Origin of the sequence: Nocardia vulneris, from assembly GCF_001613425.1 — a bacterium.
In the GTDB taxonomy this organism is placed as follows: domain Bacteria; phylum Actinomycetota; class Actinomycetes; order Mycobacteriales; family Mycobacteriaceae; genus Nocardia; species Nocardia vulneris.
In genome coordinates, this window is record NZ_BDCI01000020.1 from 17,918 (window position 1) to 43,589 (window position 25,672).

At 69.3% G+C, this 25,672-nt stretch carries 23 protein-coding genes; 4 read left to right on the plus strand and 19 right to left on the minus strand.

The window, feature by feature from the left end; translation table 11 throughout:
• Positions 1 to 4: 4 nt before the first annotated feature.
• The 6 genes from NVU01S_RS21385 to NVU01S_RS21410 form a co-directional block, all read right to left on the minus strand.
• Complete coding sequence (locus NVU01S_RS21385) at positions 5 to 436, minus strand: YdeI/OmpD-associated family protein (protein WP_043683368.1); 432 nt, start codon at positions 434 to 436, stop codon at positions 5 to 7.
• Between the two features lie 73 nt (positions 437 to 509).
• Entirely contained in the window at positions 510 to 962 is a 453-nt protein-coding gene (locus tag NVU01S_RS21390) for a VOC family protein (protein ID WP_043683365.1), read from the minus strand.
• Between the two features lie 120 nt (positions 963 to 1,082).
• Positions 1,083 to 1,910 (minus strand): aminoglycoside 6-adenylyltransferase, encoded by an 828-nt coding sequence (locus tag NVU01S_RS21395; protein WP_082032508.1) that lies wholly within the window; start codon positions 1,908 to 1,910, stop codon positions 1,083 to 1,085.
• 224 nt (positions 1,911 to 2,134) lie between these two features.
• On the minus strand, positions 2,135 to 2,434 hold the full coding sequence (locus tag NVU01S_RS21400) for a helix-turn-helix domain-containing protein (protein ID WP_063048153.1): 300 nt from the start codon (positions 2,432 to 2,434) through the stop codon (positions 2,135 to 2,137).
• Positions 2,427 to 2,783 (minus strand): type II toxin-antitoxin system RelE/ParE family toxin, encoded by a 357-nt coding sequence (locus tag NVU01S_RS21405; RefSeq protein ID WP_063048154.1) that lies wholly within the window; start codon positions 2,781 to 2,783, stop codon positions 2,427 to 2,429. Before NVU01S_RS21405 ends, NVU01S_RS21400 begins: the two co-directional genes overlap by 8 nt.
• A 53-nt stretch (positions 2,784 to 2,836) precedes the next feature.
• Positions 2,837 to 3,283: a cupin domain-containing protein gene (locus tag NVU01S_RS21410; RefSeq protein ID WP_063048155.1), complete on the minus strand. Its 447-nt coding sequence runs from the start codon at positions 3,281 to 3,283 to the stop codon at positions 2,837 to 2,839.
• A gap of 158 nt (positions 3,284 to 3,441) precedes the next feature.
• Here NVU01S_RS21410 and NVU01S_RS21415 point away from each other — a divergent pair, with 158 nt between their 5' ends.
• On the plus strand, positions 3,442 to 5,145 hold the full coding sequence (locus NVU01S_RS21415) for a metallophosphoesterase (protein ID WP_043673447.1): 1,704 nt from the start codon (positions 3,442 to 3,444) through the stop codon (positions 5,143 to 5,145).
• Here NVU01S_RS21415 and NVU01S_RS21420 read toward each other — a convergent pair.
• From NVU01S_RS21420 to NVU01S_RS21460, 9 genes are all read right to left on the minus strand, one after another.
• On the minus strand, positions 5,117 to 5,488 hold the full coding sequence (locus NVU01S_RS21420; protein ID WP_043673374.1) for a TfoX/Sxy family protein: 372 nt from the start codon (positions 5,486 to 5,488) through the stop codon (positions 5,117 to 5,119). The two genes, NVU01S_RS21415 and NVU01S_RS21420, sit on opposite strands and share 29 nt — an antisense overlap.
• Before the next feature lie 36 nt (positions 5,489 to 5,524).
• Positions 5,525 to 6,502 carry an alpha/beta hydrolase gene (locus NVU01S_RS21425; RefSeq protein WP_043673372.1) on the minus strand — a complete coding sequence of 326 codons (978 nt, stop codon included), beginning with the start codon at positions 6,500 to 6,502 and terminating at the stop codon, positions 5,525 to 5,527.
• 40 nt (positions 6,503 to 6,542) lie between these two features.
• On the minus strand, positions 6,543 to 7,250 hold the full coding sequence (locus tag NVU01S_RS21430) for a DUF6875 domain-containing protein (protein ID WP_063775988.1): 708 nt from the start codon (positions 7,248 to 7,250) through the stop codon (positions 6,543 to 6,545).
• A 58-nt stretch (positions 7,251 to 7,308) separates the two neighbouring features.
• The gene (locus NVU01S_RS45255; protein WP_280140775.1) at positions 7,309 to 11,460 is read right to left on the minus strand and encodes a non-ribosomal peptide synthetase; all 4,152 of its coding nucleotides are present in this window, start codon (positions 11,458 to 11,460) and stop codon (positions 7,309 to 7,311) included.
• A gap of 214 nt (positions 11,461 to 11,674) precedes the next feature.
• On the minus strand, positions 11,675 to 12,478 hold the full coding sequence (locus tag NVU01S_RS21440; protein ID WP_043673444.1) for a sirohydrochlorin chelatase: 804 nt from the start codon (positions 12,476 to 12,478) through the stop codon (positions 11,675 to 11,677).
• Positions 12,475 to 13,731, minus strand: coding sequence for a uroporphyrinogen-III synthase (locus NVU01S_RS21445; RefSeq protein WP_052280780.1), 1,257 nt, complete (start codon positions 13,729 to 13,731; stop codon positions 12,475 to 12,477). The genes NVU01S_RS21440 and NVU01S_RS21445 overlap by 4 nt, the downstream gene beginning before the upstream one ends.
• Positions 13,732 to 13,762: 31 nt before the next feature.
• Positions 13,763 to 14,164 (minus strand): nitrite reductase small subunit NirD, encoded by a 402-nt coding sequence (nirD, locus tag NVU01S_RS21450; protein ID WP_043673367.1) that lies wholly within the window; start codon positions 14,162 to 14,164, stop codon positions 13,763 to 13,765.
• A gap of 64 nt (positions 14,165 to 14,228) precedes the next feature.
• Positions 14,229 to 16,763 (minus strand): nitrite reductase large subunit NirB, encoded by a 2,535-nt coding sequence (gene nirB, locus NVU01S_RS21455; protein WP_043673364.1) that lies wholly within the window; start codon positions 16,761 to 16,763, stop codon positions 14,229 to 14,231.
• A 306-nt stretch (positions 16,764 to 17,069) separates the two neighbouring features.
• Positions 17,070 to 18,326: an MFS transporter gene (locus NVU01S_RS21460; RefSeq protein ID WP_082032122.1), complete on the minus strand. Its 1,257-nt coding sequence runs from the start codon at positions 18,324 to 18,326 to the stop codon at positions 17,070 to 17,072.
• A gap of 65 nt (positions 18,327 to 18,391) precedes the next feature.
• Here NVU01S_RS21460 and NVU01S_RS21465 point away from each other — a divergent pair, with 65 nt between their 5' ends.
• Positions 18,392 to 19,117: a FadR/GntR family transcriptional regulator gene (locus tag NVU01S_RS21465; protein WP_043673361.1), complete on the plus strand. Its 726-nt coding sequence runs from the start codon at positions 18,392 to 18,394 to the stop codon at positions 19,115 to 19,117.
• A gap of 177 nt (positions 19,118 to 19,294) precedes the next feature.
• Positions 19,295 to 20,773, plus strand: a complete 1,479-nt coding sequence (locus NVU01S_RS21470) for an MFS transporter (RefSeq protein WP_043673358.1) — start codon at positions 19,295 to 19,297, stop codon at positions 20,771 to 20,773.
• A 77-nt stretch (positions 20,774 to 20,850) separates the two neighbouring features.
• Here the strand turns inward: NVU01S_RS21470 and NVU01S_RS21475 are convergent, their stop codons facing one another.
• From NVU01S_RS21475 to NVU01S_RS21485, 3 genes are all read right to left on the minus strand, one after another.
• Positions 20,851 to 21,705 carry a TIGR02569 family protein gene (locus NVU01S_RS21475; RefSeq protein WP_029897303.1) on the minus strand — a complete coding sequence of 285 codons (855 nt, stop codon included), beginning with the start codon at positions 21,703 to 21,705 and terminating at the stop codon, positions 20,851 to 20,853.
• Between the two features lie 96 nt (positions 21,706 to 21,801).
• The gene (moeZ, locus tag NVU01S_RS21480; protein ID WP_280140777.1) at positions 21,802 to 22,968 is read right to left on the minus strand and encodes an adenylyltransferase/sulfurtransferase MoeZ; all 1,167 of its coding nucleotides are present in this window, start codon (positions 22,966 to 22,968) and stop codon (positions 21,802 to 21,804) included.
• Between the two features lie 114 nt (positions 22,969 to 23,082).
• Positions 23,083 to 24,141, minus strand: a complete 1,059-nt coding sequence (locus NVU01S_RS21485; protein ID WP_373864209.1) for a DUF3152 domain-containing protein — start codon at positions 24,139 to 24,141, stop codon at positions 23,083 to 23,085.
• A 438-nt stretch (positions 24,142 to 24,579) separates the two neighbouring features.
• Between NVU01S_RS21485 and fasR the strand changes: the two genes are divergently transcribed.
• Positions 24,580 to 25,236, plus strand: coding sequence for an HTH-type transcriptional activator FasR (gene fasR / locus NVU01S_RS21490; protein WP_014987771.1), 657 nt, complete (start codon positions 24,580 to 24,582; stop codon positions 25,234 to 25,236).
• Positions 25,237 to 25,375: 139 nt separating this feature from the next.
• Here fasR and NVU01S_RS21495 read toward each other — a convergent pair whose 3' ends face one another.
• The gene (locus tag NVU01S_RS21495; protein ID WP_043673352.1) at positions 25,376 to 25,603 is read right to left on the minus strand and encodes a DUF3107 domain-containing protein; all 228 of its coding nucleotides are present in this window, start codon (positions 25,601 to 25,603) and stop codon (positions 25,376 to 25,378) included.
• Between the last annotated feature and the right edge of the window lie 69 nt (positions 25,604 to 25,672).

Here is a 25,672-nt window from a genome sequence, read left to right on the forward strand (position 1 = left end):
GAATTCACCGCAGCGCGGCGACCACCTTCGCGATCCGGCGGGTGCGAGTGTCCTCGCGTTTGGCATCGACGACCGACGTGACGTGTTCGCGGCGGCGCGAATAGGACAGCTCGTCGAAGGCCGCACGCAGGCCGGCGGCGTGCAAGGCGGCGGCGAGGTCGTCCGGCACCTCGACGGTCCGCTCGATGTCGTCGCGCTCGACGGTGACGAGCACGGTGTCACCAGGCCCCTTACCCAGCTGGGTGCGGATCGCTTTCAGCACGCCCAGACACGGTCCCGACCCCATGTCCACGATGGAACCGCGATATTCGATGCCGTCGAAGGTGGCGCGGACCGGGACGCGCCCGCCGCCCAGCGCGGCGGACACTGCCGCGGGGACGGCGACGAACGCACCGCCGCCGAGCGCCGACTCGACCGTTCCCACGAATTCCGCCATGCGGCCAACCTACTCCTGAACAGGGCAGACGAGGCCCGCGCGAGGATCCGCGCGAGCCTCGTCGGCGGCGACCTCAGGCGTTGTCGTAGGCGTCCTGCAGGGTTTTGATGTCCAGCTTGGACATGCTGCGCAGGGCGGTGCCGACCGCGATGGTCTTGGCCGGGTCGTCGCCCGCCAGCAGCTTCGGCAAGGCCGCGGGCACGATCTGCCAGGACAATCCGAAGCGGTCGGTCAGCCAGCCGCACGGGCCCGGCGCGCCGCCCTCGGTGAGGGCGTCCCACAGGCGGTCCACCTCGTCCTGGCTATCCACGATCACCTGCAACGAAGCGGCGTCGGTCAGCGGGTGCCCGGGTCCGCCGTTCATCAGGGTGACGGCGTGCCCGTCGAGGTCGAGGGTGACGACCAACGCCGAACCGTCCGCGTTGCGGGCGACGTCGGTGATCGCCGAGTTCGGCAGCACCGAGGTGTAGTGGGTGGCCGCTTCCTCGGCGGCGTTGTCGAACCAGAAGAAGGTGTTGACGGACATGCTGTGCTCCTTGCGTATCGGTGACTTGCTGTCACCCTCTGGTCGGAGCCGGGTCGCCGCCTTCGACGTATCTCGTCGAAAAACTTCGAAATATTTTCCGGAACGCGTTGAGCTGGCCGTTCAGCGCTGCGGGAGCTGATCGAGGTACGGGCGGACGGCCTTCTCGGCGGCTGCCGGGTAGTCCAAGTCCTGACTCGCGGCGACCGCCCTGGCCAGTTCGGCGAACAGGTCCGCGGTGGCCTGGGCTTGGCGCAGCGGGTCGCCGATCGCGAAGATCGCTTCGACGCGCTGCCACACGCCCGGCGCGGCCCAGTCCCGCATCTTCGTGCCGCCGTGCCAGACGTCGTGTCCGGCGCCGTGGTGTGTCACCGCGTGCCATTCGATCATGGTCAGCAGCAGATCCTTGGTCTCCTGATCCCGGGAGCGCACCACCCACTGATCCCCACGCGCCAAATACCTTGGCAGGTGCGCGATCTCGAACCAGAACTCCGCGCACTGCGCCGTGAACTCCTGCTGATCCGGTAGGTCAACGATCGGGCTCGCCCCGGTCGCCGCGGGTAGCCGCGCCGCGATCCCGTCGCGATCGAACAGCACCTGATAGCCCCGCTCGTGCAGTTCGTCCAGCCCGTCCGCGGCGAATTCGCTCAGCAGATCCACCGGCAGTATCTGGAAGTCCGCCTTCACCCCACCGTCGAAGAACACCAGATGCGCCGGGTTGTCATACGGCCCCTCCAACTCGATGTTCACCCACACCTCCCCCAACTCCCGCACCCACCCGTCATCCCCCGAGTACAGCTCAGGATCCGTCGTGAACACCTCGATGTCATGATCCGACAACGCGTCCACCGCCCCGCCGACCCGCCCCCGCGACCCGGTCCGCAACACCACCCGCACATCCCCCCGCCCCCGAGCCCACTCCACCACCCGCACCACAAACCCGTCATCCATCCCCCGATCGTCCCCCACCCGCACCCCCACAACCACCCGCCAACTGGCTGAACCCCACCCCCACTCCCCGGCAACCCCCACAGACCATCCACACCCTTCACAGGCCTCGCACCCCCTGTGAACCGTACGAACGCTCTGTGCGCCCCGACCTATCTGTCGCTTGGTCCGCAACTACCCAACTTGCCGACCCCGGGATACGGACTACCTCCCGGTGGCTCAGTCCATCAGCCGGCCTCGCGCAGCCGATCGAACCCTACGTTGAGCCGCAGGTACAGGGCCTCGGCAAGGCGCTCCAGCATCGGGATCGTCGGCATCGTGCCGCCCGCCTCGAAGCGAGCGATCGCAGGCTGCTTCAAACCGGCCCGCTCCGCCAGTTCCGCCTGGGTGAGGCCGAGTTCTTCGCGCCGCTCACGGACGGCGGCACCGAGTTCGAATCGAATCCGCGCCGCCTCGTAGCCGGCACCTGCGCCGGGCCGACTCATCACCTCGTCACGAATATCGGTCCAGCTCTTCCGTTCACCCATGGATTTCTTCCTCCTCCACGGTATGTGCCTCAGCAGCACATCGTTTCATCGCCCGCACCGCACGGTCTATCTCGGCGGTCTCACGCATCCGATGCTTGCGAAATACCGTCAGCAGAATGATGCGCCTGCCTGATGCGATCCAGTAGGTGATCCGCACTGCTTCCCGAGATAGATAGAAACGGAGCTCACGCAGCTTTCCGTCCAGTTGCCTGGTGTACGGCTCATCCAGCAGCACTCCCCGCTCCGCTAGAAGGTCGACATAGAAGATCACGGTCTCCTGGTCGTCCTGGCCGAGCGAGTCGAACCACTCGACCACCTCTGGTTCCAGCTCTACCCCTCCCCAATTCATAACACGGATGTTATGTCAGTTCAAGGCCGGCGGCCCCGAAAACGGTGGGACGGTTAGGCGCAGGGTGGGGTGGGGGCGTCTCGGAAGAGGGGGTGGGCGGTGGGTGGGGCGTAGACGACGTCGAGGATCAAGGGGGTGGGGCCTTGGTTGCGGCCGATGTGGACGTTCCAGGCGCCTTCGGGTTCGTAGATGAAATCGCCGGGGTGGTAGGTGGGGCCGGTGCAGTCGGGGCCGGGGTGGGTGAGGGTGCCGGCGCGGATGACACCGAAGACGGGGCCGTCGTGGTAGTGCCACCCGGTGGAACCGCCTGGGGCGATGGTGATTTCGCGCACCACGAGATCGGTGCCCGCGACGAACGGGAGCAGGCCCGCGGGGATCTGGGCTTGGGCGAGGGTGACGGCGGTGATGTCGGTGCCCGGGGTGGCGTTGGCGGTGACGCCGCCGCACACGGCCGCGCCGAGCACGAGCGCCGCGCCGACCACGCGCAGGAATGGCCTCATCGCCGGAGCGTAACCGGGACGGCAACGATTGCGGAATGCGATTTGTCGTGATTGTCGGAAAGGCGCTGAAGGTGGTGAAGGGAAAGTTCACGAATTGTTCGCGCGACGCCTGCGGTGTCGAGTTGCCCGCGACGGGCGGGCCGTACAGCATGATGCGAATGCCGTCGCATCCGCTGAACCCCGCAGGCGATATTCCGGATACCGGAATCCCGGCCGAGCTTTCCGCCGAAATGACCATGGCCGAACAGCATGATTGGCACCGGGAGTATCTGCGACGTCATCCGGTGTCGCGGCGCAATATCCTGCGCGGCGCCGCGGCGGCGGCCGCCGTCGCCGCGGTGGGCGGCTCCCCGTTCGGTAAGCGCGCCTACGCGCAGGACGCGCAACTGGCGGTCGGTGGGCGCCACGTCGGCTTCGGGCCGGACGCGGCGAGTCAGCTGCGTTTCGCGGGTCAGCTGTCCCGGCGACCGGCGGGGACCAAGGTTTTTCTCGATCACGGCCCGACTCCCGCGCTCGGCGCGACGGTGGAGGCCGAGGTGCGCAACCTGCTCACTCAGGTGCCGCGCAGCGACGGCGGCGTGCTCGCGGCCGAACAGTTCTACGCGCACGCGCCGGTGGACGGCCTGCCCGGCCGGTTGCCGCATTTCTACCGCTGGCGCACCTCGGACGGGTTCGCCGGTGATATCCGGGCCGCTGCCCCGGCGATGCCGACCGCGCGCGCGGCGCTGGTGCCGTTCCGGTTCACCATGATGGGCGATCAGGGCACCGACGAAACCCCGGCGCAGCCACCGGGCGTCGCGCCCGGCGATTATGACGACAAATACTACAAAGCGGACAATGATCCGTCGGCTCCGCACGCAACCAATGTGTTGCGCCAAATCGCCGCCGCCGAACCGGATTTCCATATCCTGGCCGGCGATATCGCCTATGCCGATCCTTCCGGTGCGGGCAAACCGAACCAATTCGTTCCGCACGGCGGCAAACTCGCGTCCGGCTTCGACAAGTTCAATCCGTATGTCTGGGACGTGTACTTCGGCGCGATCGAGAACAGCGCGGCGCAGACGCCGTGGATGTTCGCCACCGGCAACCACGACATGGAGGCGACCTACGGCGCGCTCGGCTACGGCGGGCACGCGGCGCGGCTCGACTTCCCCGGAAACGGGCCCGCCGGTTGTCCTTCGGCGTATTCGTTCACCTACGGCAATGTCGCGGTGCTCTCGCTGGACGCCAACGACATCTCCTATGAGATCCGCGCCAACACCGGGTATTCCGGTGGGGCGCAGACGAGTTGGGTGGAGCGCACGCTGGCCGCCTATCGGGCCGATCCCGAGATCGATTTCCTGGTCTGCTTCTTCCACCACTGCGCCTATTCGACGACCGAGGCGCACGCCAGCGACGGCGGCGTCCGCGACGCCTGGGTCGCGCTGTTCGACCGATACCAGGTGGATCTGGTGCTGCAGGGGCACAATCACGTCTTCGAACGCACCGACCCGATCCGCGGCAATGCCGCGACGAAGGTGGCGGGCGACAACTCGATCGTCTATCCGGAATCGGACGGCACCGTCTACTACACGGTCGGCGGCGGTGGCCGTCCCCGCTACGAATTCCAGCCCGGATCGCAGGAGTCCTACCGCGGCAACGAGTTACCGGACACGACGGTGCCGAACAGTTACGTGTGGGTGCCGGGCGGCGGCAAGCGGGCGGAAGCGGCGCCGTGGTCGCGGGTGCGGTTCCGCAACTACTCGTTCCTGCGCGTCGATGTGCGACCCGGCCTCTTCGCCAGCGAAATGGACGTGGTGGCGGTCGACGAGTACGGCCGCGAATTCGACAAGCTCACCTACCGCCGGCAAGTCCGCGGCTAGTGCCCGGCTTCTGCTTCGGCGGCAGCGACCGCGCGTAACCGACACCGCGCTCGACCCATTCGCGCAGCACCGCGTCGTCGTCGGCCGCCTCGGCGGTGACGCGCAACCAGCCGACCATCTCGCGCCCGCCCATCACCATCGGCCGCACGATGTCCCGGGCGAGCAGGTCGTCGTGCTCGCGCGGGTCGACCCGGACCAGCAGCCCGCCCTGCCCGCTGGCCGCCACCGCCATATGGCCGCCGATCAGGAAGGCCAAGCCACCGAACATCTTTCGTTCCGAGAGCTGCGGCCCCGGGGTGATCATCAGCCGGATGCGGTCGGCCAATTCCTCGTCATACGCCATGGCGGCATTGTCTCCCCGGGCACCGACAGGTTCTGGTCAAGCACCGATGGCCGCGGCGAACAGCGGCCAGGACAGGTGCACGTCGTCCTGCCAGTAGGTCCAGGCGTGCGTGCCCGCCGGACGCAGGTTCGCGGTGACCGGGATGCCGAGCTGCTGCAGCCGATCCACGAACGGCCGGGTGCAGCCGCCGACGACGGTCTCCATCACACCGCCGACCAGGACCCGATCGATCAGCCGAACCGGATTCCCGTCGACCCCGGTGTCGCTGATGTTGTCGTGCTCGCCGGGCGCACCGGTGCCCGAGGAGACGTACAGTGCCACCCCGCGCAGGCGTTCGGCCTGCACCGTCGGATCGTGCGCGAGCCACGCCGGATTGTCCGGCGCGCCCCACATGTTCGCCGCGTTCGCGCCGAACACCGCGAGTTGCGAGGTGACCAGCGCCTGCGCCCCGGCGTCGCTGGTGCGCGGGCAGCCGCTGTAGGCCCCGACCGCCTGGTACATGCCGGGCGCGCCGATCGCCAGATTCAGCGCGGAGGTGGCCGACATGGAAAGTCCCGCAACGGCATTGCGCCCCGTCATGGCGAATCGCGATTCCAGCAGCGGCGGCAGTTCCCTGGTCAGGAAGGTGGTCCACTGATTGCGGCCGAGCGCGGGATCGTCCTGCAGCCAGTCGGTGTAGAAGCTGGCCCGCCCGCCGATCGGCACGATCACGTTGACGTTCTTGTCCGCGAAGAAGTCCGCGACGTCGGTGCGGCGCATCCACGGCCCGCCGTCCTCGCCGCCGTCGACGGCATTGAGCAGATACAGCGCGGGGGCGCCCGCGCCGGGATGCGACATCCACAGGGTGATCGGCTTGTTCATCGCGGCGGAATGCACGACCACCTCTAGTTGCCGCCCGCCGAGCGGCCGCACATCGAGGATGCGGGAATCGGGATCGGCGCCCGCCGTCACGGCCGGGACGATCGCGGCGAGCAGCACGAGCAGGGAAACCAGGCAACGCATCAGCCGGCGCATGATGTCGAGTATCTATCAGGCCGATGGCGACCCGTGGCATTCAGCGGGCGTGTTCGTCCGGCGAGTGAACACGCAGGTCGGTGATGCCATCGTCGGCGACCCCGGTCCGTTGCAGCCGTTCGGCTATCGACCAGCGAAGACGGCGCGGCAGATCGGGCGCCACCTGGGTCAGGTAGGCGTACAGCCATTCGGTGCGTCCGACGAGAAACGGGAAGTCGGTGTTCATCATCTTGCGGATCACCAGCATCGGCAGCGGCGCGTCGAGCGGGCGGAAGTCCTTGTTCCACAACCCGGATACGCCGCAGCCCGGATAGAACTGGCCGAGCATCAGCCCGTCGGCCACCACGGCGGTCTTGCGCGCCCGATGCACCGCGTCGACCGGGCCGTACCGGGTGAGGTCGGGGAACAGCGTGATGGCTGCCAGCATGCCGGCGTCGCGCCCCGCGGCGGTGCGCAGCGCGCGATAGATCTCGAAGGCGTCGTCCACCGCGGCGGTCATGGTGTCGACGGCCGGTTGCGGGCCGGGCAGGACGGCGACCCACAGGCTGTGATGCGTCATCGTATGGCGCACAAAGGGACACACCGGGCCGTCGCGGCCGAGGGCGGGATCCGGACGGGCCAATCGGTCGGCGAGATACCGTAACAGTGTGCCCGCGTGCGGGTTTCGCTCCGCCCAAGCCGCCGGGTCGTCGTAGACATTGCACCATTCGAGGCCGGTACGCGGCCCCACGTGGGTACGTGGGCTCACGACCGATCCTCGCCGGGCGTGGCGAAACCACCTGTGCGCGTCCCGATATACACGCGGCTCACTGTTCCCGCGCCGCCGTCACGGATACCGCCGTGCGTTCGAGGTGGCGGGCCAGGATCGGTCCGATCACGGCGACGACGTCGGAATTGGTGAGCTGAGCGTGCGTCGCCGCCACCGGATGTTCGATGAGCTCGCCCGTGACGTAGGGCCGCCACATCTCGGCGCCGAACAGCTCGGTCATCCCGCGGGTCGCCGAAAAATACAGCAGGTCACCGTCGTACACGCCGGGGCGGTAGCCGTGCGCGAGAGCCACACCGTCCACGTAACCGCGGTGCAGCCGCTCGAGCTGGAGTGCGGACAGACCGGTGCCGAACGACGCACCCGCGCGCGCCAATTCGGCGGCGGCCTCGTCGGCACTCAGCTCCGGGGCGGCGTCGGCGTCCAGCGGTTCGTCACCGAGCAAGTGGGTCAACAGGTCTCGCATCCGGGGCACCGGCGGCGGCGCGGCACCGTCGGGAACGACGACGCTGTCCAGCATCGCCAGCGCACCGACGGCGGCGCCGCGCGCCCGCAGCCGCACCGCGATCGCGTGCGCGATCTGCCCGCCGAGCGACCAGCCCAGCAGGTGGTATGGGCCCTCGGGTTGGGCGCGAACCATCGTCGCGACATAACTGTCGGCGAGTTCGTCAATGGTGCCGATGGTCTCGCCCTGTCCGGTCAGCGTCGGCGCCTGCAGCCCGTACACCGGCCGGTCGGTGATGTAGCGGGCCAGCCCGGCATAGCACCAGGCCAGCGGCACCGCGGAATGCACGCAGAACAGCGGTGGCCGAGTGCCGTTGCCGCGCAGGGCGAGTAGCACGCCGAGCGCGTCGTCCGCGGTGTCCGCGCCGTCGTAGCCCGCGATGCGCGCCGCGAGCGCGCCGACCGTCGGCGTGGTGTACAGCCAGCGCACGGTGACCGGAACGCCGGTGGCGGTCGCCAGTTCGGCGGAAACCGCCACGCCCAGCAGGGAATTCCCGCCCAGTTCGAAGAAGTCGTCCACCAGGCCGACCCGCGACTGCCCGGTCGCCCGCTCGAGCTGCGCGGCGACCAACCGCTCGGTGTCGGTCTCGGGCGCGACGTAGGGACGCGGCGCGGCCACCGGGGCCGGCAGCGCGCCGCGATCCAGTTTCCCGTTGCCCGACACCGGCAATCGGTCGAGTTCGACGAGCGCCGCGGGCACCAGCGCCGCGGGCAGGGTGCCGCGTAGTCGGCGCGCGGTCGTCACCGGATCGAATCGCGCGCCCGGTGCGGTCACCACATAGGCGACCAGGCGCGCCTCGGCTCGGCCCGCGTCGGCGACAGTCACCACGGCTTGCGCGATCTCGGGGCCCGCGAGCAGGGCCGATTCGATCTCGGCGGGCTCGATCCGCCGCCCGCGCACCTCCACCTGCCCGTCCACCCGGCCGAGGAATTCGAAGGCGCCGTCGGGGCTCGCGCTGACCAGATCGCCGGTGCGATACAGCCGTTGGCCGATGCCGAACGGGTCGGCGATGAACCGCACCGCGGTGCCCGCCGGATCTCGGAGATAGCCGTCGGCGACCCCGATACCGCCGAGGTACAGCTCGCCCCGCGCGCCGGGCGGCACCCGGACCAGCCGCGCATCGAACACCACCGCGAGCACTCCCGGCAGCGCCGCACCGATCGATACCGGTTCGCCCGGACGCATCGCCGCGGTTTGCGTTGCCATGACGGTGGTTTCGGTCGGCCCGTAACCGTTGAACAGGCGCACGTGCGGCGCCCATTCGCGGACCAGCTCCGGTGGGCACGCTTCACCGCCGACCACCACGGCACGCAGCCCCGGCACCGCGGTCGGCGACAAGGTCGCGAGCACCGCGGGCGTGGTGAGGAAGTGGGTGGCGCCGCTGTGCTCGAGCAGCCGGGCGAGCGCACCGCCCGCGACCACGGCGGGCGATGCCACCACCAGCCGGGCGCCTGCCGCGAAACAGCTCAGCAGCTCGAGCAGGTGCGCGTCGAACGACGGCGCGTGCGCGTGCAACACCACCGAATCCTGTGCCACCCCATAGTGTCCGAGGATGTAGTCGGTCAGCGAGCCGAGACCGCGGTGGGTGACCAGCACCCCTTTCGGCACTCCGGTCGTGCCCGAGGTGTAGATCAGATAGGCGGGGTGGTCCGGCCGTAGCGAGCGCGGCCGCTCGGCATCGTCGATCGGTGTCCCCGCGCGGCGCACCACCTGGGTCACCGCACGGACATCGTCGAGCAGCTGCCATTGCACGCTGCATCGGTGCGCGCCCACCAGCTCCCCGGTGTCGCAGGGCAGCAGCTTGCGCACCGCGGTGACCGTAAGCCCTTGGCGCGCGCCGGAATCCGCGATCACCGCGGCGATCCGCGCGGGCGGGTCGGCCGGGTCGATCGGGACGAAGCAGGCGCCGGATCTGGCGACGGCCCACAGCGCGAGCACCGACTCCAGCGAGCGCGGCACGGCCACGACGACGAACTCACCGGGCCGCGCCCCGGCCGCCATCAGCTGCCGGGCCCACCGCGCCGAGCGTTCGTCGAGTTCGCGATAGGTCATGCTGCGCGTGCCGTCCTGCACCGCGACGGCGTCCGGCACCAGGCCCGCCCGCAGCAGATCGGGCAGCAGCCGGATCGGGCCGCTCGGCTCGATGGCCACCGGCGCGGGCGGCGCGAGATCCAAGGCCGGTGTGGGGCAGTCGGTTCCGGCGGCCAGGAAGCGCGCGAAGTAGTCCAGGAACATGCGGTGCTGCCAGGCCACCAGGTCGTGCCGGTAGCGCGCCGGGTTGGCGTGGAAATCGATGCTCACCGAGCGCTCGTCCGGACCGGCCTGGTAGCCGTTGACGAGCAGGTCTTCCACCGGCCCGAGCGACAGCAGCCGCGCCTGCCCGGTCAGCGCGCCGAGACTGAGCGGCTCGGTGAATCCGAGCACGTTGACCACCGGACCGAAGCCGCCGCGTTCGACGTGCTGCTGCCCGCGGTCGCGCTGCATGTCCTCGTAGCGGTACCGCTGATGCCGCAGCGCACCGATCACACGCGAGCGCACCTGCGCGATCACCGTGCCGACCGTCGCGGTGTCCAGGCCGGACAACCGCAGCGGCACCACGTTCGACAGCGACCCCGCCGACCGGCGCAGCGCCGCGGTCGGGCGCGCGGTGACCGGCAGCGTGAGGGTGACCTCGGCGCGCCCGGTCATCCGCGCCAGATAACAGGCGAACGCCGCGACCGCGAGTTCCGGGAAGGTGGCGCCGTGCGCGGCACGTGCGGCGGCGAGCAGTTCGGCCGTCGCGGCGTCCAGCGTCGCGCTCACCCGGTGCGGTCGCGGCTCGGGCGCGGCGGGACGACCGGCCAGGCCGACCGGTTCGGTGAGCGTGTGCAGCTGCTCGCGCCAATAGTCCCGGTCCGCCCCGGCGCGCGCCGAATCCTGGTATCTGCGTTCGTCTTCCAGCAGCTCCGGCACGGTCAGCGCCCGCGCGGCAGCTGATTGGGGCACCTTCGACGACGTCAGCGAACTACTCACCGCCGCAACGTTTTCCATCGTCATACTGGCGTAGGAGCCGGTGCGCGGTGCACTGTCGGGCACGGCACGCGCCGACCGGCGCAGCACCCGGGTGGGCGAGCGGCGGCGACCGGCACCGGCGGACCCACCGGTTTCGGTCACGCAGTCGTTCACGGCGTCGAGCCGGTGCGCCGCAACGACTTCCGCGCGGTAGAGCTCACCGGTGCGCCGCAGCACCGCTGCCGCGCCCACCCCGTCCAGCACGATGTGATGGCTGCGCAGATACAGCAGGTGATGGTCCGGTCCCACCTGGAACACCGTGGCGACGGTGAGCGGATCGGTGAGCGGATCGAGCGGTGCGGTGTAGTCGCGCTCCATCAGCTCCAGGGCCGCGGCCATCGGGTCGGCCTGGTCGGTCAACCGCATCCGCCGGATCGGCAGCTCCGCCGCGGCGGGCACGTACTGGCGCGGATATCCGTCGACCACCCGGAAACGCAGGTGCGGCGACTGCAGTTCGTGGGCCGCGCGCCGGGCGCAGCGCGACATCAGGCCGATCTCCAGCGGACCGGACAGGTCCAGGTACATCGCGACCGTGATCGGCACCCCCGGATGCAACTGCTGGGCCACCCACCAGCGCAGCTGCGCCGTCGACAGCGGGTACATCGGCTGCGCCGTGGCGTCGGCTCCGGTCAACACGCCTCCCTGCGATTCGGAAAGCCACCGCTGAATCGTCCAGGGGCAAACTTACGGCATCCAGGCGTGAACCCTCCGTAATTTCAGCACAATCGGCGCGTGCACAGGCGGCTACCTGCCCAGATGGGACGATCCCGCCCATCGGCTCACCATCGGAGCCCGACACCGACCGACGGACGAGCACACCCGGCGCTATACGAAGAAGCCACCGACGCTGTCAGCGCACGCGCGCCCGCACCAGTTCCCGCGCGGCGACGCGATACCGGTCGGCGATGAGCCGGACCACGGCGGGATGGACCCCGATGGGTTCGGCCACGCCGTCGGCCCCGGCGCCGTGCAGACGCTGGTGGAACAGCCCGTGCGCCAGCAGATAGGACGCGACGAAAACCCGCTCGGCACCGGAAGCACGCAGCGCGGCAACGACATCCGCGACGCGCGGGGCGCCGGTGGCGATATAGCCGAGGCGGACCGGCGAGTCCAGCCGCTCGGCCAGCATCGCGGCGGCGCGGCGGACATCCTGGCGCGCACGGGGATCCGAGGAACCCGCGGCGGCGAACACGACCGCGTCCCCGGGCCGCCAGCCCGCGGCGCGCAGCCGCATGGTCATGATCCGGGCCAGCGCCGGGTCCGGCCCCATGGCCGGGGTGATCGCCACCGCGCCGTGACCGCTGTCGGCCACCTCCCGCGGCACATCCTGATAGACGTGGTACCCGGAGGCGAGGAAGGCCGGAACGACCACGGCGGGAACGGATTCCCCCGCCGGGCCGGTCAGGTCGCGCAGCACCTCGGCCGGTGCGGGGCCGAGCACATCGACGAAGGCCGTCCGCACTGCGGGCACGGCTGCCTGCTGCGGTCCGGGAACGAGGGGAAGTGGTTCCCGGGCCGCAGCGGCATCGGCGTCGCGCCCCGAAACCGCGACGCCGAGTTCGTTGCCGACCGCTTCGGCCAGCGCGGCGATCATCTCGACGCCGCGTGCGCTCCTGGTGCCGTGCGCGACGAGCACCAGCGCGGGGGCGCTCACCACGCCCCCATGGTCTGGGCGTGCCGCAGCGGGGTGCCGAAACCGGGCAGCTGCGGCCCGCCGAGTTCGGGCCGCGGGTTGTTGTCGACGCATTCGGCCGCGTCCATGGCCAGCCGGTAGCCGCGCTTGACCACGGTCTGGATCGCCTTCGGCGCGCCGAGTCCGGCGCGCAACCGGGCGATCGCGGTTTCCACCGCGTGCGTGTCGTCGCCGCCGCCGGGCAGCGCCGCGAGCAGGTGCTCCCGGGAGACCACCCGGCCGGGCTGCCTGGCCAGCGACCGCATCAGCGCCATCGGCGCGGGCGCCAGCTGGCGCACCGCACCGTCGACCACCACGCAGCCGCCGCGCACGCTCAGCGTGTGACCCGCGGCGTAGATCCGGTTGGCCCGGCGCGGCAGTTCCTCGGCGACGTGCCGCGCCAGCGCACCGAGGCGGGCCCGCCCCGGCATCGAGGTCGGCACGCCCAGCTCTTCCAGCGGCGCCGCGGTGATCGGCCCGACGCAGGCGGCCAGCACCCGGCCACGCAGCGCGTACAACAGCCCGTCGAGCAGTCCGGTTTCCTTGGCGCGCATCAACATCGACGCGACGGCGGGTGCGCTGGTGAACGTGACGCAGTCCAGGCTGGAGGTGACAATGGCCTCGATCAGCTGATCCATCGGCTGCTGATCCTGCGGCGGCTCCCAGCGATACACCGGCACCGGCACGACATCCGCACCGGCGCAACGCAATACCTCACAGAAGTCGGGCACCGGCTCCCACTCGGTGGTCGCACCGTGCAGCTGCACCGCGATCCGCACCCCGTCCACACCCTCGGCGAGCAGATGATCGAGCACCTCGGCCGAGGACTCGGACGCGGGCGACCACTCCTCGCGCAATTCGGCCGCGCGGATGGCGCCCTTGGCCTTCGGGCCGCGCGCCAGCACCCGGGTGGACGCGAGCGTGCTCCGCAGTTGCTCCGCGATGCCCCAGCCCTCGGCCGCCTCCATCCAGCCGCGGAAGCCGATGCCGGTGGTGGCGACCACGATCTGCGGGGGATCGACGACCAGCTGGCGAGTCACCCGCTCCAGTTCGTCGTCGTCGGCGAGCGGAATGATGCGAATGGCGGGTGCGAACACCACGCCGGCGCCCCGGCGGACCAGCAGGGTGGCGAACTCGTCGGCGCGTCGCGCCGCCGTGATGCCGATGGTGAATCCCGCGAGACAGGCGCTTGCGTCGGCAGTCGGCCCGCCCGTCGCCCGGTCACCGCCCCCCATCGAGTCGCTTCGCGATGCTGTGCTCATTGGTTCATCCGTCCGAGGAAGCGAGCTCGGCAACCACCGGCTCGTTGGAAATCGACACGATGCCGTCGGTCACGCTCACCGCGTATACCGGCAGCATTGCCGATTCGTCGTCCAGGCAGCGCCCGTCGACCAGTGAGAAGGCCTGCTTGAGCAGGGGCGACGCGACGACGGGCACGCCGCCGCGGTCGCCGACGATCCCGCGCGACATGACCGCCGCGCGTCCGAACGGATCAATGTTGCCCACGGCGTAGAGCATGCCGTCGGGCAGCAGGAACAGGGCGGCCTGACGGCCACCTTTCAGCAACACCGCGACGCCGCGGCCGGGGATCAGGTAGTCGAGCCGGCATGCCGGTGTCCAGCCGGTGGCGGTAGCAGCGGCAATGCCGGGGGTATCGATCACGGTCATCGGTGTCATCCTCCAAACGCCTTACTCATTGGTACCGGCGTCCTGTTTCTATGGGGTTAAGCCGTCATTTCCCGCGCGTAGCGACCGGAATATCCGGCATACCGAGTAACACCGGCACCTTCCGTTCGCCGCTTTCGTCGAAGGAGATGGTCGGATCGGCCTCGTCCGGGGCGTTCACGAAGGAGACGAACCGGGAGAGCTTTTCCTCGTCCTCGAGCACCGCGGCCCATTCGTCGCGGTAGCCGTCGATGTGCTGGGCCATGGTCGCCTCCAGCTCGTCGGCGATACCGAGGCTGTCCTCGCAGACCACCTGCTTGACGTAGTCGATGCCGCCCTCGAGCGCCTCCTGCCACGGCGCGGTGCGCTGCAACCGGTCCGCGGTGCGGACGTAGAACATCAGGTACCGGTCGATGTACTTGATCAGCGTCTCGTCGTCGAGTTCACCGGCGAGCAGCACCGCGTGCTTGGGCGTGAGACCGCCGTTGCCGCCGACATAGAGGTTCCAGCCGTTCTCGGTGGCGATCACACCGACGTCCTTGCCGCGGGCCTCGGCGCACTCGCGGGCACAGCCGGACACCCCCAGCTTCAGCTTGTGCGGGGAACGCAGTCCGCGATACCGCTTTTCGAGCAGCACCGCCATGCCGACCGAGTCCTGCTGACCGTAGCGGCACCAGGTGGAGCCGACGCAGCTCTTCACCGTGCGCAGCGACTTGCCGTAGGCGTGCCCGGATTCCATGCCGACATCGACCAACCGCTGCCAGATCAGCGGCAGCTGCTCGACGCGCGCGCCGAACAGGTCGATCCGCTGACCGCCGGTGACCTTGACGTACAGGTCGAAATCCTTGGCGATCTGGCCGATGGTGATGAGCTGATCCGCGGTCACCTCGCCGCCCGGCATCCGCGGCACCACCGAGTAGGTGCCGTTCTTCTGCAGGTTGGCCAGGAAGTGGTCGTTGGTGTCCTGCAGACCCGCCTGCTCGCCGTCCAGGATGTGCTCGCTCGACGTCGAGGCGAGGATGGAGGCGACCGTCGGCTTGCAGATATCGCAGCCGGATCCCTTGCCGTACTTGGTGATCAGACCCGAGAACGTGCGAATACCGGTGACCTGGACGATCTGGAACAGCTCGGAACGGGACTGCTCGAAGTGCTCGCACAGCGCCTTGGACATCTCCACGCCGGACTGCTCGAGCAGCTTCTTGATCATGGGCACACAACCGCCGCACGACGTGCCGGCGGAGGTGCACTTCTTGACTCCGGCGATATCGCACGCGCCTTCGCCGATGGCGCCGCAGATATCGCCCTTCGACACGTTGTTGCACGAGCAGATCTGGGCATCGTCCGGCAGCGCATCGGCGCTCAGTTCCGCGCCCGCGGGCGAGATCAGCGCGGCGGGCTCGGCCGGCAGCGGACGACCCACCAGCGGGCGCAGCGACGCATAGGCCGTCGCGTCGCCGACCAGGATGCCGCCGAGCAGGATCTGCGCGTCGTCGGACACGACGAGCTTGGCGTAGGTGCCCTTCGCGGCGTCGTGCAGCACGACCGACAGCGCGCCCTCGGTGCTGGCGTGCGCGTCGCCGAAGCTGGCCACGTCGACCCCGAGCAGTTTCAGCTTGGTCGACATGTCCGCGCCGGGGAATTCGCCCGCGCCGCCGAGCAGGCGGTCCGCCACGATCTCGGCGGTGGTGTAGCCGGGCGCGACCAGGCCGTAGCAGGTGCCCTCGACCGCGGCGCATTCGCCGACGGCCCAGATGTTCGGATCGGAGGTCTGCAGGCCTAGGTCGGTGATAATGCCGCCGCGGGGGCCGACCGTCAGGCCGCTGTCGCGGGCGATCTGATCCCGCGGGCGCACGCCGGCGGAGAACACGACCAGCGCGGCCTCGATCACCGACTCGTCGGACAGCGCGACCCGCACGCCCTGGTCGGCGGCCTCGATCGAGGACGTGCCGACACCGGTGTGCACGGCCAGGCCGAGATCGGTGACCAGGCGCTCCAGGATCGCGCCGCCGCCCTCGTCGATCTGCGCGGGCATCAGCCGGTCGTTGTACTCGATCACGTGCGGCGTGAGGCCGAGCAGCCGCAGCGCATTCGCGGCCTCGAGGCCGAGCAGACCGCCGCCGACCACCACACCGACCGCGCCGGGCCCGGCGGCCTCGGCGGCGGCCCGGATGCCGTCCAGGTCGTCGAGGGTGCGATAGACGAAGCACTCGGGCAGGTCGTGCCCGGGGACCGGCGGCACGAACGGGTACGAGCCGGTGGCCAGCACCAGCGCGTCGTAGGAGAGGGTCTCCCCCGTCGACGTGGTGACCTTGCGGGCGTCGCGGTCGATGCTCTCGGCGCGCTGGCCGAGGCGCAGCTCGACCAGCGCGTCGCCGGCGTACTCGTTGCCGGGCAGTGCCAGCTCCGCCGCGTCCCACCGGCCGACATAGGAGGACAGGCCGACGCGGTCGTAGGCGGGCAGCCGCTCCTCGCTCAGCACCACGACCTGCCACTGCCCCGCCTCGTCCCGCGCACGCAACGCCTCGACGAACCGGTGCCCGACCATGCCGTGGCCGACGACGACGGCGGTCTTGCGTGCGGACGGTTCGAATGGGTGATTCATCGGGGTGCTCAAGAAGGGCCTCCAAAGATCCGGTTGGCCCAACGGTAGGAAACGGGTATTGCCGCAATGCTGCGCGAAATGACCGGCGCATCAACGGTTGCTCACGGTTATCCGAATCCGGGCGTGAGTTCGCCCGTAAGTTACGCCCATGTGACAGAGCGGTTTCCGGAGATCACCGGGACCCCACCACGGGCCCGTCCCGAAGGAGAGTCGCCCTCCGAGCATCCCCTGCCCCACTACGCGCCGCAACCCGGCCGACAACAACTTGTCAGCCGGGTTGCGGGGTCTGCCGGGGGTGCGGCGGGATCAGCTCCAGGTGTCCTCGAGCATGCGCGGCTTGCAGGCTTGCCACGCGCCGGCCAGCAGGACCAGGACGGCGACGGTGAGCAGCGCGAAGGGCGCGAGCCAGCCGTCGGTGGCCGAGTGCAGCACGCCGAACAGCACCGGGCCGACGCAGGCCACCGCGTAACCGACGCCCTGGGTGAAGCCGGACAGCGCCGACGAGCCGCCCGGGGTGTTGGTGCGCATGTTGATCAGGGTCAGTGCCATCGGGAAGGTGCTCGGGCCGAGGCCGAGCAGGATCACCCACAGGATCGGCACGCTCATCGGCGCGACGAGCAGCCCGACGAACGAGGCCAGGAAGAACCCACCGCACGCGACCACGACCAGGAAGGGATTGCGGAAGCGCGCGACCACGGTCGGCGCGGTGAGCGCGGCGAACAGGCCGACCAGACCGAACACACCCAGCATGCTGCCCGCGAAACTGGCGCTGGCGCCGGCGTCGGTGAGGATCTTGGGCAGCCAGGTGAACATCGCGTAGGTGATCAGTGAGGTCATGCCGAACATGCCGGCCATGCCCCAGGCCAGCGGGGAGCGCCAGACCCGGCCGGTGCGCGGCGCCTCGGCAGGCAGGGCGGTGGTGTCCGCGACGTCGCGGCCGCGACGGTCACGCAGCACACCGATCCAGGGCAGCGCCGCGGCGAAACCGAGGGCGGCCCACAGGCCGAGCGAGATCCGCCAGCCGAACGCGTCGGCGACCGGGACCGCGACGAACGCCGGCACCACGGTGCCGATCTGCACCATCATGATGTACAGCGAGCTAACCACCGCGAGCCGATCCGAGAAGTACCGCTTCACCAGCGGCGGGATCACCACGTTGCCGATGCCCATACCGGCCAGGGCCAGCGCGGAGAACACCAGCAGTTCGGCGGTGCCGGAGAGCAGGACCCGGACCAGCATGCCGGTGCCGGCCATCAGCATCGCGGTCAGCGCGGTCCGTTCCAGGCCGATCCGCTGCACCAGGACGGGGGTCAGCAAACCCGAGAGCGCGAACATCGCGGTCGGGATCATGCCGAAGACGCCGACCACGGCGGTGCCGTAGCCCACGTCGGCGCCGATCCGTTCGGCCAGGGGGCTGAACGCCGTCACCGCGACACGCAGCACGAGCGCCGACATCACGATGGCAGCCAGAACGAGTAGACGCCCCTCCGTCAGGGCCCGCCGACGCTGCTCGACCAGCGCGGATTCGGTTCGGGTCGGAGTTTTCTGGAGGGTTGCAGTCACCGCGAAATCATAGGATGACCGGATGATAGGAGGCAACGATTTGTGATGAGCGGTACTCTGAGTCAGTGCAACCAGTCCGGCGCACCAGCCTCATTGCCCAGGTCACCGAGCAGCTGCGTGCCGAAATCCGTTCCAGCCGTTGGCCGATCGGCTCACGCATCCCCACCGAACCGGAGCTCACCGAGCTCACCGGGACGGGTCGAAACACCGTGCGCGAGGCCGTTCAAGCCCTCGTCCACGCGGGGATGCTCGAGCGACGCCAAGGTTCGGGAACCTATGTGATCGCATCCTCCGACCTCGGCGGCACTTTAGGCAAGTACTTTGCCGACGCCGAGGAGCGCGATGTGCTCGAGCTCCGCCTGGCGCTCGACACCACCGCCGCCGCGCTGGCCGCCCGCCGCCGCGACGACAGTGATATCGCCAACCTCCTGCAGTTGCTCGCCGAACGCGACAAAGCCTGGCACGACGACAGCCCGGCCGCGATCGAGTCCGACGTGGAACTGCACCGGGCGATCGTCGTGGCCAGCCATAACGCGGTGTACCTGGAGTTCTACGACTCGCTGCTCCCGATCATCGAACAGGTGATCCGAGCACGGACGTTGAAATCCGACGACTCCTACCCCGAAGAGCACGCCGAATTGGTGCACGCGGTGATCGACGGCGATCCCGAACGCGCCTCCTCGGCCGCGAGTTGCTTTCTGAACTCGCTGATCGCGGAGTACCCGGACGCCATCGATAACACCGATATCGCGGATAACACCGATATCGCGCGCGACGAACCCACCGGATAGTCGACTCACCACGCCCTGGCTCCCGCTGTGAGCCGGAATTGCCTGGAACGTCACGCACAGCCACGGTGCCGCAACACCCGGCCCCTACGTTGTGACGGGATAAGCCAGGCAACTCGACGCCACCCGCGGCAGTGCCGCCGCGCGGGCGGCCGGTCGAGCGCATATGAGAGGAAGCCGATGACTGCGACCGCAGCCGCCACCGGCACCGAATCCGACACCTTCCAGCATCAGACCAGGGGCCGCTGGCTACCGACCTGGGAGCCGGACAACCAGAAGTTCTGGGAGTCGGGCGGGGCGCGCACCGCGCGCAAGAACCTGATCTTCTCGGTATTCGCCGAGAACCTCGGCTTCAGCGTCTGGGTCATCTGGGGCACCGTGGTGACCAGCATGGGCGCGGCCGGCTTCGGCTTCCTCGCCGGACTCGGCAAGGGCGATCCCACCGCGGTGAGCAACGCGCTGCTGCTGTCCTCGACGCCGACGCTGGTCGGCGCGGCCCTGCGCATTCCGTACACCTTCGCCATCCCGAAGTTCGGCGGGCGCGCGTTCACCGCGTTCAGCGCGGCGATGCTGCTCGTGCCGACGCTCGGCCTGGCCTACTTCGTCAACCAGCCGGGCACGCCGATGTGGGTCTTCATGATCCTGGCCGCGCTGGCCGGCGTGGGCGGCGGCAACTTCTCCTCGTCGATGTCGAACATCAACTTCTTCTTCCCCGAGGGCAAGAAGGGCGCGGCGCTCGGCATCAACGCGGCGGGCGGCAATCTCGGCGTGGCGCAGACCCAGCTGATCCTGCCGCTGATCATCACCCTCGGCACGCACCTCACCGCGAAGGACCCGGCCGGCTACCGGTTCGGCATCACCCTGTCCATCCTGGTGTGGGTGCCGTTCATCCTGGCCGCCGCCTTCGGCGCGCTGCGCTACATGGACAGCATCGCCACCGCCAAGTCCGACGGTAAGTCCTATCGGCTGGCCCTGACCAACCGGCACACCTGGGTGATGGCAGTGCTCTACATCGGCACCTTCGGCTCGTTCATCGGGTTCTCCTTCGCGTTCCCGACGCTGATCAAAGCCAACTTCCCCGAATTGGCCAAGATCGGCTGGATCAGCACCATCGGCAACCTGGCCTTCCTCGGCGCGTTCGTCGGCTCGTTCAGCCGTCCGTTCGGCGGCTGGGTCGCGGACAAGGTCGGCGGCGCGAAGATCACCCTGTTCGTGTTCGGCGGCATGGCCGTCTCGGTCGCCTTCATCATGGCCGCGCTGGAGCTGAAAAGCTTTCCGCTGTATCTGATCTCGTTCCTGGTGCTGTTCGTGATGACCGGCATCGGCAACGGTTCGACCTACCGGATGATCCCGACCATCTTCAGCGCGATCTCCAAGAAGTACGCCGCCGAGCACGGACTCGACCTCAACGAGTCGGCGGCCTCGGCCCGGCGGCAGGCGGGCGCGGCGATCGGAGTGATCGGCGCGGTCGGCGCCTCGGGCGGCTGGCTGCTGCAGCAGGCGCTGCGGCTGTCCAACACCCACTACCACACCATGGCGCCCGCGTTCTGGGCCTACGCGGTGGCGTTCCTGGTGATGGGCGCGCTCACCTGGTGGTTCTATCTGCGATCCTCGTTCGCGGTCGGGCGGATGCCGTCGCTGGCCTACGCGAAGGTGTAACCCGCGCCGCTCATTTCGCCGCCGACCGTGGAAAGCCGCGCATCGCAACGGTTTTCCGCGGTCGGCGGTTTTTCCGGCTAGACCATCAAGCGGACCATGTCCGCGGTGCGCGCCAGACCGGGGAACGCCTCCGGCGTCGACCGCGGGTGCAGCGCGTGCACCGCGAGCCGGAACATGACCGCGCGCAACAGCATCTGCGGCCACTCGGGCAGATCCCGCCAGCGATCCAGCAGTCCGTCGTCGGCACCGCCCCAGGCCAGCGCGTCCACCACGATGACCCCGGCCGCCCACGGCGCGGGACGCCAGTACGGCGTGATGTCGGTCAGACCGGGCGTGTAGACCCCGGCGAACAGCACGGTGCCGAACAGGTCACCGTGCACCAGCTGCGCGGGCGTCTGCACCGGCTTGCGCAGCGTGGCCAGCTGACCGATGAGCTCCATGCTGCGCTGACCGTCCGGCGACGCCTGGGTGGGCAGCATGCCGCCCGCGCGTAAGGTGCGCAGCGGCACCGCTTCCCAGGCGGCCCGGTCGGCGGCGACGAACACGTCCACGTCCACCCACGGCACCACCGGCTGCTGCACCAGGAACCGCGGCCGCTCGAGCTGGGCCGTGGCCTGATGCAACCGCAGCGACACCGAGACCACCTCGTCGTGCCGCGGTTCCGGGACACCCTCGAGGTAGGTGTCGGCCCGCCAGCCCGAGACGACATAGCGGCCGTCGGTGGCGCGCACCGGGCGGGCCAGGCGCAAACCGTCCACCTGCAACGTCTCGCGCACCTTCGCGGACCACGCGGCCCGCGCGTGGTCCGCGACCGGGCTCAGCACCACATCCCCGTACCGCCAGCCGCCCTCCCAGTCCCCGACGGCCACGGGCGTCACTTCACGCAGACCGAACGTGGCTCGCACGTGCTCGGGGGGTTCCACAGAAGTCACGGCCGTACCGTACCGCCGGGGTGGACGCTGTACAGCACGCCGCGCCGATACGCAACCCCGCCGGTCGGACGGGGTACACGCACGACGCCGAGCGAATCAGTAGACGGGCAGCGAGGGGTCGATCTGCCGGGCCCACGCGATGACGCCACCCTGCAGGTGGGTGGCGTCGGCGAAACCGGCGCGCTTGAGCGCGGCCAGCGCCTCGGCCGAACGGACACCGGTCTTGCAGTGCAGCACGATCGGACGATTCTGCGGCAGCTCGGACAGGGCCTCACCGGACAGGATGCGGTCCTTCGGGATCAGTTTCGCGCCGTCGATGTGCACGATGTCCCATTCCACCGGCTCACGCACGTCGATGAGCTCGATCTCCTTGCCCGCGTCGAGCAGTTCCTTCAGCTCGCGCGCGGTCACCGTGGAATCGGCCGCGGCGGCCTGCCCCTCCTCCGAGACCACACCGCAGAACGCCTCGTAGTCGATCAGTTCGGTGATCGGCTGCCGCTCCGGATCGCGGCGCAGCTTGATGGTCCGGTAGTTCATGTCCAGTGCGTCGTAGACCATCAGACGGCCGAGCAGCGGCTCGCCGATCCCGGTGATCAGCTTGATGGCCTCGGTGACCATCACCGACCCGATCGACGCGCACAGCACGCCCAGCACGCCGCCCTCGGCGCAGGAGGGCACCATGCCCGGCGGCGGGGCCTCCGGGTAGAGGTCGCGGTAGTTGATGCCGCGCCCGTCCGGCGCGTCCTCCCAGAAGACCGAGACCTGACCCTCGAAGCGGTAGATCGAGCCCCACACGTAGGGCTTGCCCGCCAGCACCGCCGCGTCGTTGACCAGATAGCGGGTGGCGAAGTTGTCGGTGCCGTCGACGATCAGGTCGTACTCGGCGAACAGCTCGACCGCGTTGTCCGGCTCCAGGCGCAGCTTGTGCAGGCGTACCTCGATGCCGGAGTTGATCTCCAGGATCGAATCGCGCGCGCTGTCCGCCTTCGGCCTGCCGATATCGGACTCACCGTGGATGATCTGGCGTTGCAGGTTCGAGGCGTCCACCTCGTCGAACTCCACGATGCCGAGGGTGCCCACGCCCGCCGCGGCCAGGTACAGCAGCGCCGGGGAGCCCAGCCCGCCCGCGCCGATGACCAGCACCTTGGCGTTCTTCAGCCGTTTCTGCCCGTCGACGCCCAGATCGGGAATGATCAGGTGACGGCTGTAGCGGGCGACCTCGTCCTTGGTCAGCTCCGCGGCCGGCTCGACCAATGGTGGCAGGGACTTTGGTGATGACACGTCCAGGACTCCTCGAATCGAATGGGTCGATCTCGTTGTGCAACGCCCGCGACCAGACCGTTCTTCCCGATCTATCGTCGCCTACCCGCCGCGCGCTCAGCCGCGAGGGTAGGGCCAGGGGTTGAAGCGGCAGTGCTTGCCGTCCATCGGGACCACGCCGCCGGGCTCGAGGACGGCGATGTCGTTGTTCTTGGTGCCGAAGGTCTGCTGCATCATCACCGGGGCCAGGCCGCCGTCGGTCTCACACGGCTGGTGCTGGTGGTAGCCGATGGCGTGCCCGACCTCGTGATTGATCTGGTACTGCCGGTAGGACCCGATATCGCCCTCGAAGGCGATCGCGCCGCGCACCCAGCGGACCTCGGAGAGCACCACCCGGCCGAGATCGGCGTTGTAACAGGACGAGTCGATCGGAATTTCGAAACCACAAGCCTTGCGGGTGGATTCGCGCGATGTGAGCGAAATGCGGAATTCGGCGTCGCCCTGATCGACGCGCCGGAACGCGAATTTGGGGTCGTGCGTCCAGCTTTTCGGGTTGGCGAGCGTGGACTCGATCAGCTTCGCCACCGATTCGTCGCCGCCGAATCCGGAAGTGTCCACCCCGTCCTCGATTTCGACGGTGTAGCGAAAAACCGAATCGGTCCCGGTGCCGATTTGCCCGGTCGAACCCGGGACCATATGCCAAGTGCCGGCACCGGTTTCGGCGAAACCACCGCCCTGCGGCAACGCACCGGTCGGCAGATCCGCGGGGAAATGACCGTCGCCGCTGGGCAAGCCGATGATGCCCGCGTTGCGGGTATGCGGGCTCAACTGTCCTATGCCCGGCGTGTTCGCGGCACCGACGATCGGCTCGCCGCCGCGCACCGCGTCCACGATCACCAGCACCGTGACCGCGAACAGCACCGGTAACGCGTAGGCCCGCCAGCCGTAGGTGGACACGAAACGGCCCAGGGCGCTCTGCTTCTTGGCGGAGCGCTCGGGGCGTTCCCTGGTGCGGCCCTCGTCCGGCGCGGTGGGATCCCAGCGGGCGCGCAGCGGTTGATGGGAACGATCGGGCCGGTCGTACAGGCCGAGCGGGTCGTAGATCTCGACACCGTTGTGGTCACGCCGCGGTGCGCGCGAATCGGACTGTGGGGCAAGGGGATCCGCGACCGGCACGGCGCCGCTACGCCGGGCCGAGCCGGGCCTGCGGCGCGGCGGAGTGCCGACATCGAGCCGGTCCTCGGCGTCGAGCGGCGCCGCGGCGCCGGATGCGCCGGCACCTGCCGGTCGACCGGACCTCGTCACGGGTTCGGAGACCACCGAACCCGGTGCACCGGGACCAGCACGGCGGCGCGTATCGCGCCCGCCGCCGGACACAGCCGACGGGCCGGAGTCCGGTCCCCCGAGACGGTCGGCGCGGAATCTCACGCCCACCAGCGTCTCACAATGCGCAAGTGCTGCCGTCGGGCACGCCACCTCGGGCGCCGGGTGCGACATTTCTCACCGCGTCGAATCAGTTCTCCGGGCCCGGTCTGCGGGCGGGCAACAACCGAGTATCGTTCTTGGGATACCCGGTGCACACCCCTTGCCGGGGAATCAACTGGGAGAGCCGAAATGACTGACCTCGTGGACCGGATGACGTCCCGTAGAACGTCGTCCGAGCCCGCCAAACGCGGCACCCGGCTTCCGCGCGACGAGCGACGTCTCCAGCTACTCGCGGCGGCCAGCGAAGTCTTCGTCCAGCGCGGATACCACGCCGCCGGCATGGACGAGATCTCGCAGTGCGCAGGCGTGAGCAAGCCGGTGCTGTATCAACACTTCACCAGCAAGCTGGAGCTGTACCTTGCGGTCCTGCAGAACTACGTGGACATGCTGGTCTCCAGCGTCCGGCAGGCGCTGCGGTCGACCACCGACAACCGCCAGCGCGTCCGAGCCGCCGTACAGGCCTACTTCGATTTCGTCGACAACGAGATGCAGGGCTTCCGCCTCGTCTTCGAGTCCGACCTGACCAGCGAGCCGCAGGTGCAGCGCCGGGTCGAGCAGGCCACCGAGGCCTGCGTGGACGCGGTATTCGACCTGGTGGCCCACGACTCGGGCCTCGACCCGTACCGGGCCCGCATCCTCGCGGTCGGCCTGGTCGGCGCGAGCCAATTCACCGCGCGCTACTGGCTGGAGGCAGACCGGCCCATCCCGAAGGAAGAGGCCGTCGACACGACGGTTTCCCTTGCCTGGGGTGGTTTGTCGCATGTGCCCCTGCACCCTATCGACTGAGCCCCCTGCACCCTATCGACTGAGCCCCCTGCACCCGATCGACTGAGCCCCCCGATCGACTGAGCACAGCCGAACACGAACGAGCCCCCGCACCCGAAGGTGCGGGGGCTCGTTGCGGTTCGGGCCGCGGCCGGAAACCTCAGACGGTGGCGAAGCCGACGCGACCGCTCTGCGGGGTGCCGATCTCGACATACGCGACCTTCGACGCCTGGATCAGGAACTTGCGTCCCTTGTCGTCGGTCAGGGACACGACGCCGCCACTGCCGTTCAGCGCACCGGCCACCAGTGCCTCGACCTCGTCCGGGGTCTGCGAGCTGATGATCAAGAGCTCGCGTGGGCTATCCGAAATACCGATCTTGACCTCCACGGCCAACCTCCGAACGTAAGAGTCCTGTGCTGTCGTCCCAAGGCTAATGCAGGGGGATCATCCGGGCGG